12 protein-coding genes are annotated in these 18,278 nt (G+C 58.0%); 7 read left to right on the forward strand and 5 right to left on the reverse strand.

What is annotated here, in order from left to right; translation table 11 throughout:
- The first annotated feature begins 144 nt into the window (after nt 1–144).
- Together FJV83_RS31445 and FJV83_RS31450 are read left to right on the forward strand one after the other, a co-directional pair.
- The gene (locus tag FJV83_RS31445; RefSeq protein WP_142886984.1) at nt 145–3,441 is read left to right on the forward strand and encodes an adenylate/guanylate cyclase domain-containing protein; all 3,297 of its coding nucleotides are present in this window, start codon (nt 145–147) and stop codon (nt 3,439–3,441) included.
- A gap of 17 nt (nt 3,442–3,458) precedes the next feature.
- Nucleotides 3,459–4,139, forward strand: a complete 681-nt coding sequence (locus FJV83_RS31450; RefSeq protein WP_095775253.1) for a redoxin domain-containing protein — start codon at nt 3,459–3,461, stop codon at nt 4,137–4,139.
- Nucleotides 4,140–4,446: 307 nt separating this feature from the next.
- On the opposite strand, the gene FJV83_RS31455 is transcribed toward FJV83_RS31450, so the two are convergent.
- A complete protein-coding gene (locus FJV83_RS31455) occupies nt 4,447–6,672 on the reverse strand; it encodes an SAM-dependent methyltransferase (protein WP_246691943.1) in 2,226 nt (741 codons plus the stop codon).
- Between the two features lie 408 nt (nt 6,673–7,080).
- Between FJV83_RS31455 and FJV83_RS31460 the strand changes: the two genes are divergently transcribed.
- A complete protein-coding gene (locus FJV83_RS31460) occupies nt 7,081–9,366 on the forward strand; it encodes a mechanosensitive ion channel family protein (RefSeq protein ID WP_246691944.1) in 2,286 nt (761 codons plus the stop codon).
- Nucleotides 9,367–9,561: 195 nt separating this feature from the next.
- Here FJV83_RS31460 and FJV83_RS31465 read toward each other — a convergent pair whose 3' ends face one another.
- Nucleotides 9,562–9,972: a hypothetical protein gene (locus tag FJV83_RS31465; protein WP_142886985.1), complete on the reverse strand. Its 411-nt coding sequence runs from the start codon at nt 9,970–9,972 to the stop codon at nt 9,562–9,564.
- A 33-nt stretch (nt 9,973–10,005) separates the two neighbouring features.
- A complete protein-coding gene (locus FJV83_RS31470) occupies nt 10,006–10,374 on the reverse strand; it encodes a hypothetical protein (protein WP_142886986.1) in 369 nt (122 codons plus the stop codon).
- 309 nt (nt 10,375–10,683) lie between these two features.
- On the opposite strand from FJV83_RS31470, the gene FJV83_RS31475 reads away from it, so the two are divergent.
- From FJV83_RS31475 to FJV83_RS31490, 4 genes are all read left to right on the forward strand, one after another.
- A complete protein-coding gene (locus FJV83_RS31475; RefSeq protein WP_142886987.1) occupies nt 10,684–11,877 on the forward strand; it encodes a site-specific integrase in 1,194 nt (397 codons plus the stop codon).
- A gap of 420 nt (nt 11,878–12,297) precedes the next feature.
- Nucleotides 12,298–12,579 (forward strand): hypothetical protein, encoded by a 282-nt coding sequence (locus tag FJV83_RS31480; protein ID WP_142886988.1) that lies wholly within the window; start codon nt 12,298–12,300, stop codon nt 12,577–12,579.
- Between the two features lie 10 nt (nt 12,580–12,589).
- Nucleotides 12,590–12,988 (forward strand): hypothetical protein, encoded by a 399-nt coding sequence (locus tag FJV83_RS31485; protein ID WP_142886989.1) that lies wholly within the window; start codon nt 12,590–12,592, stop codon nt 12,986–12,988.
- Nucleotides 12,989–13,095: 107 nt separating this feature from the next.
- Nucleotides 13,096–14,136 (forward strand): hypothetical protein, encoded by a 1,041-nt coding sequence (locus FJV83_RS31490; RefSeq protein ID WP_142886990.1) that lies wholly within the window; start codon nt 13,096–13,098, stop codon nt 14,134–14,136.
- Between the two features lie 651 nt (nt 14,137–14,787).
- On the opposite strand, the gene FJV83_RS31495 is transcribed toward FJV83_RS31490, so the two are convergent.
- Both FJV83_RS31495 and FJV83_RS31500 read right to left on the reverse strand, forming a co-directional pair.
- Complete coding sequence (locus FJV83_RS31495) at nt 14,788–15,471, reverse strand: hypothetical protein (RefSeq protein ID WP_142886991.1); 684 nt, start codon at nt 15,469–15,471, stop codon at nt 14,788–14,790.
- Between the two features lie 546 nt (nt 15,472–16,017).
- Nucleotides 16,018–18,015: an RES domain-containing protein gene (locus tag FJV83_RS31500; protein ID WP_142886992.1), complete on the reverse strand. Its 1,998-nt coding sequence runs from the start codon at nt 18,013–18,015 to the stop codon at nt 16,018–16,020.
- Between the last annotated feature and the right edge of the window lie 263 nt (nt 18,016–18,278).

Raw genomic sequence — 18,278 nt, forward strand, 5'->3', positions numbered from 1 at the left:
CCTGCCACGGAGCCACACGGATCGCTCGATGCCGATTTGCGCTGCCGCTTGCCGGTCGACGGCTAACGGTTCATCCTTGTGAATACCTTGGCCGTGACGTGCGTAGCGCGATCACGCCGTCACGGTAGCTAGTGAGGTCTTTCGATGGACTGCTCGGGCTGCGGTTTCGAGGTTGAGAGCGGATACGCTTTCTGTCCGAGGTGCGGCAGGCGCCAACCCGTGCCATGCGCAAGTTGCGGCTACCTCTGCGCACCTGATTTCGAGTTCTGTCCGAAATGTGGGGCAAGCGTCGGTGTGCCCGCAAAAGCGGTCGAACGGCCTGCTCCCACACCAAGCCGGACCGTTGTGCCGCCTTCTCGAATTCCGTCGCTGCTTCCGAACATCGAAGGCGATGGGCTGCAACCCGTCTCAGAGGCCGATCGTCGGACGGTAACGGTCCTGTTCGCCGACCTTTGCGGCTTCACGACACTCAGCGAGCAGCTCGACCCCGAGGTGATGCAAGCGCTGCAGAACGAACTGTTCAAGGAATTGACGGCAGCCGTGCGAAACTTTGGTGGTTTCGTCGACAAATTCATCGGCGACGCACTGCTTGCCTTGTTCGGGGCGCCAGTCGCGCATGAGGACGATCCGGAGCGTGCGCTTCGCGCCGCTCTCGACATGATCGCCCGGACGGCGCGGCTCGGCGAAAGCGCGCCCAACTCCGGCTCGCCGCTGTTGCTCCACATCGGCATAAACACCGGTCCGGTCGTCACCGGCGGATTGGGCATCGGCACCGCCAAATCCTATTCGGTTACCGGTGACACCGTGAATACGGCGCAACGCCTGCAATCGCTGGCCGCACCGGGTGAGGTGCTGGTAGGCGAGCTCACTCACAAGCTGACCCGGCATGCCTTCTCCTACGAACCGCTGGGTGATGTCGTGCTTCGCGGCAAGGCCGGCAGTGTGCTCGTCCATCGGCTGGATGCACCGCTTGCGGCGCCGCGTGCGGCGCGTGGGCTCGAGGCGCTCGGCCTCAGCGCGCCGATGATAGGTCGTGACGCTGAGCTGCATAGAATGCTGGCGAGCCTTGACCAGGCGTGCAGCGGCTCGGCCCAACTTGTCCGCCTCGTTGGAGAAGCCGGTATCGGGAAATCGCGGCTGGTGAAGGAGTTCGTCGCCCGCGTCGGCGACGAGGATCGTTTTCGCAACGTCGCCGTGCGGCAGGCCACGTGCTCACCGCTGGGCGAACGATCATTTGGCGCCTTGGGCGCGGTGGTGCGCAGTGCCGCCGGGATGATGCAGAACGACAATGGGGACGAAATGCGGGGGAAGCTCGCAGGCTTGCTGGCCGATCTCGGCCTGCAGGGCGAGGAGGCGAAGCGGCTGATGCCCTTGCTCTACCATGTGCTTGGTCTTGGCGACCCCGATGCCACCTTGCAGCATGTCGAGCCCGAGCAGCTGCGGCGGCAAATTCTCTACGCAGTCCGCACAATCATCGAACGGCGGCTTGCGTTGTCGCCGCTGTTGATTGTCGTCGAAGACCTGCACTGGGCCGACGCCGTGTCGCTCGAGGCACTGCGTTTCGTGATGGACAGGTTGGAGCGCACGCGGTTGATGTTGCTGGTCACGCATCGTCCGGAGCCGGACCACGGCCAGCTCGACTCAAGTCGGGTCAGTCACACAGCACTCAGGCTTTCACCGCTTAGCCGCGATGACGGACGCAGCCTGTTAGCGGCGCTTTTCGGCGAGAGCTGGGTAAACTCCGCAGGAGGGCTTCTTGACCAGATCCTCGAGCGCGCGGGCGGCAACCCCCTTTTTATAGAGGAGATCGTTCGCGGCCTTATCGATCGCGGTGTACTGGTGCGCGAGGGCCAGCGATGGCGGACTGTGGCAGGCGAGGTCGCAACCGGCATCCCCGCCACGATCCAGGCAATGTTGCTCGCCCGCGTCGACCGGCTGCCCCAAGAGGTACGCCGGTTGGCCCAGGAAGCCGCGGTGATCGGCCCGCGCTTCGATGCCACACTTCTGAAAACCGTGACAGCCGATCCTGGCCGGCTGGAAGCCGGCTGCGAACTGCTTTGCGATGCCGAAATCATCGAGGAAGTTGCCGGATCAGGCTCGGTCTCGTCGCAAAGCTACCGCTTTACGCAAACATTGCTGCAGGACGTGATCTACCAGAATCTGCTCTTGCAGCGCCGGACCGACATCCACGGGCGGGTCGGTGCTGCCTTGGAGAAACTGTGCGGCGACAAGCCGGAACGGCTCGAGGATTTGACCGTGCTCGGTCATCATTTCGCACAGAGCGCCGAGCGGGAGAAGGGCGCGCACTACCTGCAGGCGGCGGGCGATCACGCTCGCATGATCTACGCCAACGACGACGCCCTTCGTTTCTACGAGCGGGCACTGACTGCGTTGGGCGCGACCGGGCAGACACCGCTCAAACTGGCAATTGCAGAGCGCATTGCCGATTTGAGCGGTCCGGCAGGCCGCCGCGAGATCGCGCACCGCCATTACGAGACGGTGTTGCAGGCATATCGCGAGTCAGCCGATCGTGTCGCTTCGGCGCGCGTTTTGCGCAAGATCGGTCGCCTGTTCTGGGACGTCGGCAAGCGCGACAACGCAGAATCCCGCTATGCTGAAGCGGCAGCGCTCCTCGATGGAGCGGATGCCCCGATCGAGCAGGCGCATCTCTGGCAAGAACGTGGCCGGCAGGCGTTCCGTAGCGGAGATCACGCTCTCGCGGCAAAATGGGCGGACGCGGCGCTGGATTGCGTCGGCGCTCTGACGACGGAGCGTGCCTCCGAGGCAGGGTGCGATGCCACCCTTGTGACCGCCGAGGCACTCAATACCAAGGCTGTCGCGCTGGCTCGCCTTGGACGAGACCGTGAAGCCGTGCGGCAGGTTGAGCGTAGCATTGAATTGGCCGAAGCCGCCGGTCTACTGGGCGCGGCCTGCCGCGGCTACACCAATCTCGGCGTGCTTTACACGACCATCGATCCGGCAAAGGCGATCGAGGTCTGTCGGCGCGGTCTTGAAGTGGCGCGCCATATTGGTGATCTGGGTTTCCAGGCGCGCCTCCTCGCCAATCTGGCGGTCGCTTGTTGTACTTTCACGGATCGCTGTCCGACGGAGGGCATCCCTGCCGCAGAGAAGGCCATCGAGATCGACCGGGCGCTCGACCAGCGCGAGCACCTGCCGGTGCCGTTGATCGTGCTTGGGCAGATCCACCAGTGCAATGGCCGTCCGGAACTGGCGGTTGGCTTGTTCGAGGAAGCACTGGACGTAGCCCGCGAAACGGGCGAGCCCCAGTTGCTGTTTCCGTGCTATGATGGTCTCGCAACGCTCAATCTCGACCTCGACAATCTGGCCGAGGCCGAACGTTACTTTTCCCTGGCGCAGGGAACATGCGCCCAGCACGGGCTGGATCCGGAAACGCTTGTGGTGCTGCCTTTTCTCGACTAGCCGGGTGGGAGGTTGAAATGTCCGCGCCTATTGACTTGTTACCGCTTCAACCGGGCGACCGCGCGCCGAACTTGGTACTCGACGCCATTACCCAGGAAGGCAAGATCGCGCTTGACGACTTTCGTGGACAAAAGCCGGTGCTGGTCGGGCTGTTTCGAGGTCTGCATTGTGCGTTTTGCAGGCGCCATATCGCCGCCCAGGCGCGGCTCGATCCGGAGTTGCGCGAAAGGGGCGTGGGGAGCCTGACGGTGGTCAACACGCCGATCGAACGGGCGCGTCTCTATTTCCGCTACCACCCGATGCCGAATCTGCTTGCGGCCTCGGACCCTGAACGCGCTTCACATCGTGCTTTTGGACTGCCCAATCTCGAATTCACCGAAAACGAGACGAACTGGCCGTACAAGGTCTCGATGGCAGCGGCAAAGGACATGCGGGTCGACATGCCAGGCGAGTTGCCCGGTCCTTTGGATCCCTTTGCCGCCAGCGAAATCCTCAACAACAAGGACCACTACGAACTGACCGAAGCCGACGAGCAGATGATGGCGACCGGACACGGACAACTGATAGGTCAGTTCCTGCTGGACCGGCAGGGGATCGTCCGCTGGAGCTTCACGGAGGTTCCAGAGGGTGGGCGATACATGTTTGGGGCGCCAAACCCGCAGGAGCTGATGTCAGCCGTGTCCCAAGTCGCCCAATAGACTAGCGAAGGCGGTACCGGCGGGACATTGAGCAAAAAGCGGAACCAATTTGTCACAAATCTAGACCGGCCTCGACGAGCCAGAATGTAAGGTTCTGGCAATGCTCTGCATCGCCTCTGACTGGCGATGTTCTTTGTGGATCATTGGGGCGCGCTGCGACAGCAGTCCTTCCAACCGCTAGAATGCCATCGTCAACGCAATAATCTCGTCGAGAGCACGATAGACTTGGCGCGCACGCTGCGGAGCGTCTCGTCGATTGTGTCTTGCCTATTGTGAGCGGGAGCAATGACACTGATACGTTCACCGTTTATTCGAGCACGGCCTCGACAGTGGCGACAAAGTCATCGAGCGAGCGATCCCCTCGAATCTCGATACGCGGAAGGTCGATGGGATCGCAATCGAGGTCCGCCGGCCCGTGTCTGGCGCCGAAGCCGATCCGATAACCGCACTCCCTGGCCAGCCGGCCAAGCCGTCCGTCGGTGACAGAGAAGGGTGCCGTGAACGCCGTGGTTGGACGACCGGTCCACCGTTCGATGAACATACGAGAGCGCAGGAGCTCGGCGGCCAGGTCAGAACTCGACAGACCATCGATCGCGCGATGCGTCGCCATGTGGCTTCCGAAGAACGCGCCTTCGGCGGCGAGGCGTCGCACCGTCCCCGCTCCCATAAGTTGCGTCGGCGGACCGTTGTGGGCGTCCCACTGTGCACTTTCCCCCACAAGGTCCGTCACCAGGAACACTTCCGCGGTCAGGTCGTTCGCGCGCAAGGTCGGCCAGGCATGGTCGGCAAAATTCTGGAAGCCGTCATCGAAGGTGATAAGAACTGGGCGGCCAACGAATGGTTGGCGCTTGGCGATGCACACTTCCAACTGATCTGAACTAATCGCGTGAAAGCCATTGGCGCGCAGCCATGCCATCTGGCTGGCGAATGCGGCGGGCGTGAGCCGGAAACGGGCGAGCGCGGCCGGACCATCATCGGAGACGCTATGATACATGAGGACAGGGATACGCTGCCGCCGTTCGTTGCGCGCGACGTCGCGGCGCAAGGCCCGCGCCCCACCCCAGATGATATTTCGCGCGACCCCGATTTCGATAGGCGCGCGGATTGGCACATGATCGATCATCGGTTTCGCTACCAAATCGCCCTGCGACAGGCGAAGGAAGCGGTCTATGCGGTAGAGCTCCGTCTGGATCGATTGCTCGAGCACGAGGCCTTCGGTCGCTGCCAGCGTCTCCGAGATCGCCTGGGCACCGAATGTGTTCCAGTCGAAGCCCGTCCTTTCAACATTGTCACGTAACACGAATGCGTGTGCGCTGATGAAACTGCCGCCAGGGGCCAATGCCTCAGCGAATTTTTTAGTGATACGCTGCAACTCGGCGAGATCATCCAGGTAGTAGAGCACTTCCGAACAGAAGATCAGATCCATCTCACCCGGCAGGGCGTCCGCAGCGAAGTCCAGCACACCGAACTCAATGTTAGGCTGATCACTGCATCGCGCACGGGCCCGCTCGATGGCTATGGCGGAGATGTCGGTTGCGGTCAAATGGCCAACACGCGGCGCCAGCTGCCGCGTGAAGTGGCCCTCCGCGCAGGCCAGCTCAAGCGCCCGTCCGATGGGGCCGGCAGGCAGGATTTCGAGCTGCCGCTGATATTTTTCCTGCTCATAGAGCGAGCCGTAGTTCCACGGATCCTCGGTCGCGAAATAGCTGTTCCAGAACGCCGCGCGATCATTCCTGTCCGCGGACCGTGCTCGGCGCGGCGCTGCAGGAGGTTGTGCTGGTTCGGCGCTCGACCGAACCAGCTCCCGCGCTGCAGCGGCCAATAGGGCGAGTTTGCCGAAGTGACTTTCCGGATCGGTCCGGCGTTCGGCTGTGGACAGCAACGCCTCGGGTGCAAGCGTGTTTGACGTGTCGGCACCGACGCCCTCTTGCGGCACAGTTGGTCGTACTGCAAGCCTTGCCGTACCGTCTGTAAGCCGCTCAGCGGGCACGACATTCTGAATCAACTGAATCCAATGATCTCTTGTCACTGTCCCGAGCACGCCAAACTGCACGACAGCCTCGATCTGGCCGTCCATCATCAGATAGGCATAAATTCGATCGATGCCTTCCGGGAGTTCGATCGCGGTCGGATTGCGAGCGTCGACGCGAATTCCGAGTGTCCGCGCCAGCCTGCGCCGCGCGGCAAGATCGTCGACGTCGAGAAGCATTTGCTCAAGCTGATACTGGGCGCGGCGACCCGCTGCGGGATCGCCCCAGACCTTGCCGAGTTCGACGATCAACTCGGTGACGGCGCCGCCGAACTTGTCCCATCTGGCAGCCAATTGCGCCGGCGCCGACAGGCTTCCGACCATAAGCCCATCGAAGACCACCCTGACGGCCTCGCGCATCCATTTCCGCCCTGCCGGCAGCGCGCGCAGGGACTGCAGGTTGATCGGGCGCGAGCCGCTGCCACAATCTGACGCGGCGTTCCACAACGCAGTCCACGCGAGAGCTTCAGTAGCAGTACCGCCGTTTGCGTTGTCCTGGACCATCGAGCTTTCGTCTTCTTCGGCAAGAGTCGGCGAATGTCAAAAACGGACGACGGCATCGGATGGCAGCGCTGCTCTGTCAAGGTCGGGGCGAATTAGAGGCAAGGCTAAAAGGTCTGGAGACAGGCTGAATGGCAAGCGATTATGCTCTCGTTGTATGGGCCTAGGATCCCGATGCCGGGCGTTCTGCGCCCAGAATCACCAATGCCCAGTTCATGGAACGGCCGGAGGCCGAGGTCGGAATGCCCTGCCCCTGCGGCTAGTAGACACCGCCAAGTACCCGGCGCAAGGGTCTAGCTCAGACCGATGATGTCTTGCACCACAACATCGGCTTGTTCAAGGTAGAAGCAACGGCGGACATAGATGTCGTTGCTTGCCGATTGACCGGAAGGGTACAGCACGATGCCACGCATGATTCGACGATTGGAAGCCAGGAACCTGGCGCGCCCGGCACCACGTCTCGAAGATCTGGCGGCGATGTTTGTCCTGATTGCCAGGCCGCTGGTCTTCGGGATCGCCCTCCTATTGGCTGGCCCGACACAGGCGCAGTCACCGCCAACCGTCCCGCCTGAAAGGGTCAAACAGTTATTCGAGCTTCTCGACGATCCGTCAGTGAAGGCCTGGGTGGCCGAACAGCGAAATCAGGCCCCCGGGTCAACGGCAGCGCCCGCCGCGGCAGGAGCTTCGCCGGCCGATACATCGTCCGACGCGGTGGCCGCGCCGGGCCAGATGAATACGATGGCATCCTCTACGCTCGATCGGATCAAGCATCATATCGAGCGGATCGTGCGAACTCTACCCTCGCTGCCAGGCCAGTTCGCACGCGTTCGGGAAGCGACCATGGAGGATATGTCCAGCAGGGGGCCAGCCGGCGTATTTTTGCTGATTGCGATTTTCATCGCCGCCGGCCTGGCGCTGACCTGGGCCACGTACAAACTCACCCGCCCATTTCGTCTTTGGATTATCGCCCAATCGAAGGATACGCCCATCGGGCGGGCCAAGAAGATTGGTGGTCGCACGCTTTATTCCAGCCTGCTGATCGTCTCGTTCGCGGTGGGCAGCGCCGGCGCGTTCATATTGTTCGACTGGCCAATGCTTATCCGCCAGATTGTGCTGACATTTCTGATGGCTGCCGTCGTTACATGGGGTGTGCGCACGTACGTGATAGCCCTGCTTGTCCCTTCCTTCATGCATGTCGAGAACGCCGTCGAGGTTCGTGCCTTGCCGATCGCCAACGAGACCGCCGACCATTGGTCCTATTGGCTATCGCGGATCGTCGGCGTCTTCGCCTTCTTCGCCGCCGCCTTTAACCTCTTGCCGGGTCTCGGCATCGATCAGGACGGAATGATGGTCCTGTCTCTGGGCGCCGATTTCATCCTGCTGCTGCTCTTTCTGCGCGCCGTCTGGCGTCGGCCAAGAACACGGCGGGACGGCGGGCACGGTCACACGGCAGCGACATGGCTGTTGACTGCTTATTTCATCGTTCTGTTCCTGGAGCGCATAGCCGGCCTTTATATACTCTTCTGGTTTACCTTCACCGCATTCGTCTTGCCGTTGGCAATCGTGCTGACGCAGCGCGGGGTCAATTTCGTCCTGCGGCCAGGATCCGAAGATGCCGGCCGGCCGACGATTCCGGCGGTGACGATCGCTGTCATCGATCGCGGGATCCGGATGATTTTGATCCTGGCGGCGGCTTACCTTCTCGCGCGTGTCTGGGGTCTGGACATGCAGTCCATGCAGGACAGCGATCCGACGACCACGCTGATATTGCGCGGCCTGATCAACGTCGTGGTCATTGCGCTTGCCGCCGATTTCGGGTGGTCGATCATCAAAGCCTTGATCGAGCGAAAGCTGGGCATTGAAACACCGCATGCGGTGATCGGCGACGAGGACGTCCCGACCCTCGATCCGCAGCAGGCACGGCTGCGCACGCTGTTGCCGATCATCCAAAACATTCTGCTTGCAGTGATCGTCGTGATGGCCGTGCTGATGATGCTCGCCTCAATCGGTATCCAGATCGGCCCGCTGATCGCCGGCGCCGGCGTCGTTGGCGTCGCTGTCGGATTTGGGGCACAAACCATCGTCAAGGACGTGATCTCAGGGGTGTTTTATCTGCTCGACGATGCGTTTCGTGTCGGCGAGTACATTTCATCGGGCAGCTACAGGGGTACGGTGGAGAGCTTTTCGCTGCGCTCGGTGAAGCTGCGCCACCATCGTGGCCCGCTGTTCACAATACCTTTCGGTGAACTCGGGGCGGTGCAGAACCAGAGCCGCGACTGGGTCACCGACAAGTTCAACATCACCGTTGGCTATGATACCGATGTCGAGTTCGCCCGCAAGCTGATCAAGCGGATAGGCCTCGAACTGGCGGAAGATCCAGAATTCAAACACTGGGTGATCGAACCGATCAAGATGCAGGGCGTACAGGAGTTCGGCGAGTACGGCATCGTATTAAGGGTCAAGGTCACAACCAGACCGGGAGGCGCCTTCAGTATGAAAGGCAGATTCTTTTTACGCCTCCGCCAAGCCTTCAAGGAGCAGGGCATCGAACTCCCATTCCCCACCGTCCACGTCCAAGGGCTGCAGAACCCACACGAGGCAGAGAATGCGCCATTGGAGATGACACCCGAGCTGCGAATGGCCGTCGCGCAATCGCACATCAATCGGCGCAGAAAGAAAGGCAGTACAACGGAGTAGGAAGGCTGTGACACCTGCCGGTCACGACGCGGCTTTTCGCGCATCGGCCGTAAGGGGATACTCTCTTTATGTTCAATCGATTGAGACGAAGAAAGTGCCGTCACCGACCTCACTGGAGGACAGCCATGGAGCAGTATATCGGTCCCGACGCATCCACGAACGGCGATCTGCCGGCCTATCGGTCACACCACGCTGTTATTGCTGTGGCGGAGAGATAGGGTTGCCCGTGTTCGGGTCTATTCTGTTCTTTACGAATCGGAGCACGATTATATACAGTACGGTGTTTCCGATAAGGAGGCTGGCGCGTATATAAAACCCTGCGGCTATGGCGCGGAGCAGCGCGTCTTCCGGCGTAACAATCTGCGCAACCGCCGTTTCCTGGGTATTAAGGATCCAAAGAAGAGCTAGAAGAAGTAAATTGCTAATGAGCGTAAGTCGTATGAGGCGAAAATTATACTTTGAGACGAGGCGAAGGACCTCTTTGTACTGAGTTAAGGTATAGTATACAGCAAATGCCAAGCCAAACATCAGTATTACCACCTGATTCCCGGCATCCCAGTAATTTTTCGCGTAGGCAAGCGCCATGTCGCTAGACGCTGCTGTCATCTCCAACTCCCTTCGACATTCCCCACTGAAACGCTACCGCCATGTCCCAGTGCTGGCGGTGTTACCGCTGCCGTCAACAAAAATATATCTATTGACGTCAATCTTTGAGATTGTGAAGCATTTTCTAAATACAAGTAAAGTTCGACAATACTTGTCGCCCTCTATGCCCCATGATCTCCCTACAGTTCCGGTAAGTTTCAGATAAGTTCCAGAGAGGATGACGACTCCATACTTTTCCCAATAGGCTTCGCCTTTGTAGTTGGATGATTGAAACGTCATCCTATGGCCGACCAGAAGCTGCCTAATCTCCGCGCCAGTTAGGTTCTTTGCCCCAGCCGATGATGCGTTGGGCGATGCTAAGGCAATGACCAGCAATACAAAGAAGAATTTTGTTCTGAACATTCACCATTCCCCTTGCTCATTATGAGAGCTGAGGCGCGAATAATGTTACTAATTCGATGCAAATCATAGCGATTTTTTTAAAACCGCTAAGTGCCTTATCTTAGGTAGGAAAAAATGGTGCCCAGAGGCGGCATTTTCTTACGACCTCAGCGTGTATCATGGAGTATCAATATCCCCTCTAATGCAGACACTTAGCCGATTCCATGTCTCACACCGTCGCAAATGAATGCAACCTATCATAGATAGAAAGGTGGATCTTGCGGTGGTTTGTGATAGGTGACATTTGGGAATTTTGGAGAGGTGGATGCGATGCGTGCCCTCAACAGACTAAGCGCCATTGCCGTCAAAAAGCTGGCGCCAGGGAAATACGCCGACGGAGGTGGTTTGTGGCTGCTTAGACGCGATGACGGCGGAGGCCAATGGTTCCTGCGCTACACCATACACAGCAGGCGGCGGGAAATGGGCCTTGGCTCAATCGCGGAAGTCAGCCTCAAGGAAGCCCGCGATGGTGCCGAGAAATGGCGGGCGGTGGCGCGATCTGGAAAAGATCCCATCAAGGTACGCGACCGAGAGAAGCGGGAAGCCGCACGCAACCTGCACCTTTTGGCCGACATCGCCAAGGATGCCTTTGAGTCGCGCAAGGCGGAACTGAAAGGGGATGGCAAGGCTGGCCGGTGGTTCACTCCTCTGGAACTGCATGTGCTGCCCAAACTTGGAAAGGTGCCGGTCGGGGAAATAGATCAGCGAGATATTCGCGACACCCTAGCACCCATTTGGCATGCCAAGGCCGATACCGCTCGCAAGGCCATCAACAGGTTGAACATATGCCTTAAGCATGCAGCCGCCCTTGGTCTGGAGGTGGACCTACAGGCCACAGACAAGGCAAGGGCCTTGTTGGGAAAGCAGCGGCATAAGGCAGAGAATATCCCCGCCATGCCTTGGTCGCACCTACCGGCGTTTTACGCCACGCTTAAAGATGACAACCTTACGCATTTGGCCCTGCGCTTGCTAATCCTCACGGGCGTGAGGTCAGCGCCTATCCGGTATATTCACGAGGATCAGATTGAAGGTGACGTGTGGACGATACCGGCTGAGGCAATGAAAGGGCGGCGGGACGCCACTACGGAATTCAGGGTGCCTTTGTCGGCGGAAGCGCTTGCCGTGATTGAGATGGCGCAAGCATTTGAGCGTGACGGCTACCTTTTTGCCAACCCGAAGAAGGGCGTCATTAGTGATATGGCCATGAGTCAACACATGAAACGTGCCAGGCTGGAATACAGGCCGCACGGGTTCAGATCAACATTGCGGGATTGGCTGGCGGAAACGACCGACGCACGGCATGAGGTAGCCGAAACCATGCTTGGCCATACAATCGGCTCAAGCGTTGAAAGGTCCTACCGGCGCACCGACTACCTGGATCAACGGCGTGATTTGCTGGAGCGCTGGGCTGTCCATGTCACAAGCCATGTTGGGAAAAACTACCGTGTTAGGGTGAGACTTTAGCTGCCCGACTCACGCCGGAAGGCGTTCTTCTCCACAGACCGTTCTTTCGCGGCTCCTCGGACGGCAAACTCCCTGGAAGTGCCTTGCCGCAGCTTTCAAAGCTTGTCCGCGCCCAAACGAGGGCCTTTGTGTCGGTCTGCAACAATCTGTTACAAAGACCCACTATCGCGCTAACCCTCTGAAAAGGCTCTGGCTTTTCCTCAGCTACAAAAACGTTAGTCTGCGTAGCTCTCTACAGCGCCAATTCGATCACAACTATAAAACCATACTTCTCACGTCGCGACTCGTACGTTATATAAGGTACATAGACAATAACTTTGTCGATCGTGAAGATCCAATGGTAATTAACAGATTTTCTTAGAATACAACGAGTAAACACCATACACATGGTGGTTTGAGAAACCGAATGAGGTTGCGTTGATGACGGCCCATGTCACGAAATTTCTCAGTGTGAAAGAAGTAGCAGCTGTGATGCACGTGTCGGTCGCCACCATCTGGCGTTATGCGCAGCGCGGCACGTTGCCCGATCCAATCAGGATAGATGGCTGCACGTGGTGGATCGAGGCGGAAGTACTGGCCGTGATCGACAAGAGAATGGCCAGCCGTCAGAAGCACGTAAACGCGTCGGTGGCGCCCGAACCGGCATCAAACACCAAGAAGAAGCGCTTTCGTGTGCAGCTTGAAAGAACCAGTTTGAGGTAAGGCACCAACCATGAGGGAAAACAAGAGACGCGGCTTCCCGCTTCGGAATTTCTATCCGGTCGAGGAGGCTTGGGAAAATCTCAGGAAGATATGTCACGCGGTAAACGCGAGAGACAAGGTTGTTGGGATAACAGGCTTTGAGGGCTTTCCATATGTATTTCTTGAAAGCACCAATGGGTTTCTTGAATTTACCGCCAACGCGACAGTTCCCGACGACGGCGTGATCGTGAGCATGGAACAAGCGGAGGATTTCTGGTTTGGGATGGTCGCATCAGTTATTTGCAACGACAAGCGGTTTGTAATCCACGGAAGGCGAGGCCCGCTGGTAATCTTGTCTCGCTCAAGAATGCGTACATCCTACTACATGGCATTCGACGAGTGGACTCGGGAACAAAGCGCCGCAGCATGATCGCCATGAACCGTAAGATAGTGTCGACGGACCAGACTTGGTGCATTGGCAGCTTGTCCCCGGGGGAGCGGCATGCAGCTTGAAAGAAGCGGTTTGAGCGAAGCGCCATGGCGGTCTTGACCATACCTGGAATTGGGACTTGCCAGCCCACATTCGACGCAATCAGCATTTGCACCGACATACCCAAGGCTCAGCTGCGGCAACTCTTACCGATTGAGGAACTGGAGCGGTGTAGCCACGCGTTCAAACTTGAGAAGCGGCGCGGGAAACGAGGCAGCCGGCTTAAGATCGTTTGCCTGTCCGACAAGGAGGCGCTGAAACTCCTGCAAAAATACGAAGATGCCCTTGGGTCCTATCGGGCGACCAAGGTCGAAGCGGCCTTTGACATAGACACTAGTTCGGAGAAATCCGCCCTTGTCGGACGAGACTCCCTACTCTGTCGGCTTGGCAAGGTAAATCATGAGCGCGGGTACATCACCTTCGTCAGCGAGAGGAAAAAGGGGCGGCCGCTAACGGACAAAGAACTAGAGAAACGGGGGCTTTTCAGGCACCCCACGATCTACTTTGAGCACGATAAATCGGCCCACAACCTGAAAATCTACATTCGTCGAAGGAAGCTGGCACAGGGGCAGTTTGGACCGCCCATTGTTCGCCTAGAATGGACATCGAAGCGCAGCCGTGCTGTCAGGGCTCATTTTGGTGGCGACCAACTTTCCGATCTGATCAACGCCAACTTGGAAAGCTACCTTCACCGATTCCTGGTTCTGGAGCAGATCGACAACGTCAAACTCGGCAAGCTGCTTGCACCGAAGACAGTCGTGCGGCCATCGAAGCGTACTTCGACCAACGCCCGCGCGAACACCCCTCCTGTAGCCGCGCTTTTCCGCGAAATGGACTACCGAGCAGGCCGAGTGGCCCACCTTGCAATCAAGGTGCTGGAACAGCGTGGGGGGCGACAGATAAAAGCACGTCGTGATGTACCCGAAGAAATTTGGCGGTCATCGCCGGCTCAGATAAAAGGCAGGTTTCGCGATGCCATTCGGGCAATGAAGGCAAAGCGCCCCTCAAAAAACACCACGAAGCGACGCCGCAGGCGACACGCGCTCAGCACGAAGAAGCTGGCAGAATGCTTCACGAGATTCCTTTGAGAAAGGACCGCCTGCGTCTGGTGGGGAAGAACCGCATACGGCTGTGAAAATGGCCTCAAAACGTACCCTAATGTATGGCATAGACACCGCCAGAACCAAATTCGTACGAGTTATCAGTAAGATAAGACAACTACGACGCCCATAGAAACGGCCATCACTGGGACACCGACCAAACCTGCTAAACGTCACCACGACCACGGCGTTTTCTTGATCTCATGGCGCATAGATTTCCCCTCCAGGAAAAGAAAAGAACCATCTCAGTGAAAATGATGATGCCGGCAACGAAAAAGGTCTGCTTGAAACCCACCGTTGTATGCTTGTCGCCTCGCTCTTGACGGAACAGTGCTCTTTTCGTGTGATATCCGAGTTTGGCTGACAGAGAGCGCGACGGCCGACAACGGGTACGCAGCCCTGGAAACCGCTCGAAGCCATCACACCCTTGGCAAAGGGCCTGTACACCCACTACGCGCCGTTTTCCCGGCCGCAAATTGCGGCATTGTCGGACTCTTCGCTTAAATGGCTAGACCAGTCGGGCTCCACGTCGGTTTAGACCATTGGGGCGAACCGGCTGCGGCGCTGCTGGGCGCATCTGAGAGGCGCGCTACCTGGCGGAACAATCACTTGGCCGAAGCACTAAAGGTCCGTATAGGCTCAATTCCCGGTGAAAAACCATCCTATGCTGGAGCCGGCTGGGTTAGTCTTATTCAGCATATAAACGCGCCGCTTTGAAAGAGTTACTTCCAATCCTATTGCATCATAACGAAAAGACTTTGAAGCTCCCGAGAGTTTTTCGGCATTCGGCATGCCAAGCTTCGCTAAGACTTCGTCTTCGTAGGTATTGCTATCAATGCCGAAAAGCGAGGGGCAGCGTTGGCCGTTGACCGAGCTATCCGAATAGCAGCCAATCCCCGAAATCCGCTTTGATGTGGGATCGAACGAAAGGTCGATTCGGTGATCACGTTCTACGTACTGCCAATCCGAGAAGTCCTCTACCTTCTTCCCGTTAGGCATAGCGTTCTTCGGATCATTGCCGTCGGTTTGATACATGAGGAGAAAATGAAAATCCGGCTCTGGCTTGTCGGATGTTCCAGCTTCTGGTGGCGCAAGCACAAAAGGCGGATATCCCAGCGCATATTTTATTTCGTCCATTGAATCGCCCAGCTTGACGCCTTGATAGGCATTTAGGTCGCGAACGAAGTCGCGATATTCGCTGACTTCGAAACCCAGCCATGAGAACAGGCCTATTGCTGCTGCAATAGCGAGAACCTTCACTAGCGGCCGATTACCGAAACCGAGCTTCTCTTCCTTTGTGCGCGCCAGTGACATTTCTGCCATCCCTCCGTCCATGCAGATCAACGGTGAAGTTACCATGGTGCATTCGGCCACACACCCTCAAGCCTAATGAGTTGGCCTAGGCAACCCGAGAAAAGGCCGTGCGGTGGCATTTCTGGCTCGGCCGGCGGTCCCTAACCGGGTGACGTACCTTATACTCGCCTTGCCGTTTGCGGGCCGCAATTGGTTCAAGGGGGCCGGTCCGGATTTGCGGCTGGGGAGGGGGACCCTTCTGGAGTGTCCTTGCTTCGAAATCGCACCAGATTTTTCTGACTTCCTCACGAGCTAAATCGCGGGAGATTTGGCCGCTGAGCGTAATATGCGCTTTCCAGCACCTTCCCACGCAGCAATTGCTGGTGAGGCGCTGTCCGGCTTTCTCGGCAACGACAGGCACCTTGCGCGACGAAGCCAGCATTGAATAATGCTCGTTTCGCCGAGACTTCCCTGCGGCTTCAGAAAGGACTGGCGTTGCACTGGTGGGCTTGGCCGGCTTTTTCAGCGTTGTCTTGGGCCAACAAAAGCCTGGACAGGGCCGCGCCACGCCTGGACTTAGAAGGGAAAGCGATCGACTTTCACTTCAGCACGCCTAGCCTCTTCACGCTTCTCGTCCGGATCTGCCACCGCGTCGACGCCGAGGATAAAATCTTTGATGTACGCGTCTGGAAATTCATGCTCCTCAGCTCCCAGGCGGACAAAGTCCCGGTACCAAGTGTAGGGCTTGCAATCAGGGTCAATAGCGGCCTCGGCTGCGATGTATGTAGTCGCCTCCACGGTGGTTCCGTCACTCCTAACCAAGGCGACGGTGACCTCGTCGTACCCGTGACCGACGCCCTCGGCTTTATCGAGAGCGGCCTTCTGCGATTTCGGGATTTCATAAACAACACCCACGACCGTGTCAGTAGGAACGCCGGTGTAGTACGCGTCGCACTTGGTGGAGTCGTCTCGGCTCTTCTTGTGGAAGCGCAACTGATGCCCGACCAACGTGGCCGTACCAAGTACTTGGCATCCCGGCACTCGGAAACGCAATCGAGGTGGGTACATGTTCGAACCGTACGCGAAGTACCGAACCTTTGGACCCATGAATAGCGCCCCCCCATCGCTCTCCGTCGTTCGGTGGCGCATTGCGAACCGAGGTTGTCGATCATAATTGACCCCTTTTATCCGGAACACGGCAATTTCCGAAACCAGGAGGCGAAGAGCTGGATGATCCGATATCCATTCGGCTCTGCTATCTTCGGTGACCAAAGGAAAAAGAGGAAAGCTAGGTGCGTTGGCAGGTTTTGGCGGAGCCAGCGGTGGCGATCGAGGCGGAACTGGCGCCGGCGGCATCGGGGTCTCCTCCCAAACAAATATTTGGTCGTCATAGTCATCCCGACTAGCCCATCCCAGGTTGACCTCAACCTTTGTGCCTGGGGGAAGCACGTATGGCTCAACCACGCTTGAATGGTGGAACAGGACTATATTGCGGCCTTTTTTAGCCGTCTGAGCCGAGTTGTATAGAATGCCGTCGATCCGCGGTTCGACGTTCGAGGCCAGGTACTCCGATACCGCTTGCGTGACGAGGTATTCCGCTTCTTCGTCTCGTGGCAAAATCGGTCGACTGATCTCTTCTACCAATTGTTCGAGGAATGCCGCCCTCCCCGACATGCTGGAAAATGCAGGGTCGAACATGCTGACGCGGGTATAGACCGTCGTCAGCTTATTAAGATCAAGTAAGCGAAGTTCACGCACCACCTCGAAACGACCCAAAACGACGTGGCTCCCGACTGGCGCACGCAACTCGGCAATGCATGTGTCCTCTTCAAAGGCACCGTAGAAGACTGAAATGCCGCTTGCGTTCATCCGTCCGGGTCGTGCAAAGCGAGAGGGCGGCGGCCCCAATTCAGGTACCGGTTCGGTCAGAATTTTTGTGATTTCGTCCTCGGCTAGGGCTATGCGCGCCCTGTACACAAATCGATGCTCGCTTGTGGGTGTGATCGTAGCTATGACCGATTCACCCTCCCAAGTTTTCATGTCGAGCAAGCCGCCAAATATGTCGGCTAACGCCGTTCGGGCATACTCGCTGAAAAAACGGGACCGTGTCCGAATCTCTCTGCGAAAGAGCGACCATGTTTCTTGATAGTCGAACGTGTCAGGCGATTTCTCTAAGTAGCAGGCTTCCCAACCAAAGGGGTCGCTGTCGCCACTGTCATAGGCCTCATATGCCGTATCCTCGGAAATCCGCCCACGCACGTCCTCCGCGATGGTTTCGTCCGCTTCTAAAAGATCGGCGATCAGCCATTTGATCGGCTCCCCCGAGTCCGCCCCGTACTCGTCCTGGTGATGCCGGTAGTGCTCTTCAACGACGGACCTAACGCGGTCAGATAGCTCATCGATTGTAAATGATTTGCGCAGTTTCTCGCAGTAAGCGCACTTTGCCCGCTTACCGTCAGTCCGGATTTCCTCTCTGAGATAGGAATCACCAATGCATTTGTAGCAGACGTTCATAGTTGATGCCGAGCCGGAAAAGGCTCCCCAATATGCTGCGTTTATCGCAATGGCAATCACGGTGAAGCTGCTTCACCTGCCAGCCCTGGGGCATGACGGGAGGGGGTACACTGTCCTGTCGACAGAGTTGGCGGACAGACAAGGGTGCGCAAGCGAGAACGGCCACTCAGCCACAACGGCAGGTCGGGCGGTAAAACCCAGAGGTATTGACTTCTTGCGTCGTTACGGCTGTTCCGCTGGTCACTGAGTTCCCGGCGGTCAACCGCTACCAACCGACTGTCGCGCCACGCGCCAATCGTCTATATGTTTATCGCAAAGCAAAG

The sequence above is a fragment of the Mesorhizobium sp. WSM4307 genome, assembly GCF_007003945.1.
Taxonomy (GTDB): Bacteria; Pseudomonadota; Alphaproteobacteria; order Rhizobiales; family Rhizobiaceae; genus Mesorhizobium.

Bases quoted from the DNA above. Each gene is read 5' to 3' on its own strand.
- FJV83_RS31455 (WP_246691943.1), bottom strand. From the start codon at position 6,672: ATGGTCCAGGACAACGCAAACGGCGGTACTGCTACTGAAGCTCTCGCG.
- FJV83_RS31495 (WP_142886991.1), bottom strand. From the start codon at position 15,471: ATGGCAGAAATGTCACTGGCGCGCACAAAGGAAGAGAAGCTCGGTTTC.
- FJV83_RS31465 (WP_142886985.1), bottom strand. From the start codon at position 9,972: ATGACAGCAGCGTCTAGCGACATGGCGCTTGCCTACGCGAAAAATTAC.
- FJV83_RS31480 (WP_142886988.1), top strand. From the start codon at position 12,298: ATGACGGCCCATGTCACGAAATTTCTCAGTGTGAAAGAAGTAGCAGCT.
- FJV83_RS31450 (WP_095775253.1), top strand. From the start codon at position 3,459: ATGTCCGCGCCTATTGACTTGTTACCGCTTCAACCGGGCGACCGCGCG.
- FJV83_RS31475 (WP_142886987.1), top strand. From the start codon at position 10,684: ATGCGTGCCCTCAACAGACTAAGCGCCATTGCCGTCAAAAAGCTGGCG.
- FJV83_RS31460 (WP_246691944.1), top strand. From the start codon at position 7,081: ATGATTCGACGATTGGAAGCCAGGAACCTGGCGCGCCCGGCACCACGT.
- FJV83_RS31490 (WP_142886990.1), top strand. From the start codon at position 13,096: ATGGCGGTCTTGACCATACCTGGAATTGGGACTTGCCAGCCCACATTC.
- FJV83_RS31485 (WP_142886989.1), top strand. From the start codon at position 12,590: ATGAGGGAAAACAAGAGACGCGGCTTCCCGCTTCGGAATTTCTATCCG.
- FJV83_RS31470 (WP_142886986.1), bottom strand. From the start codon at position 10,374: ATGTTCAGAACAAAATTCTTCTTTGTATTGCTGGTCATTGCCTTAGCA.
- FJV83_RS31445 (WP_142886984.1), top strand. From the start codon at position 145: ATGGACTGCTCGGGCTGCGGTTTCGAGGTTGAGAGCGGATACGCTTTC.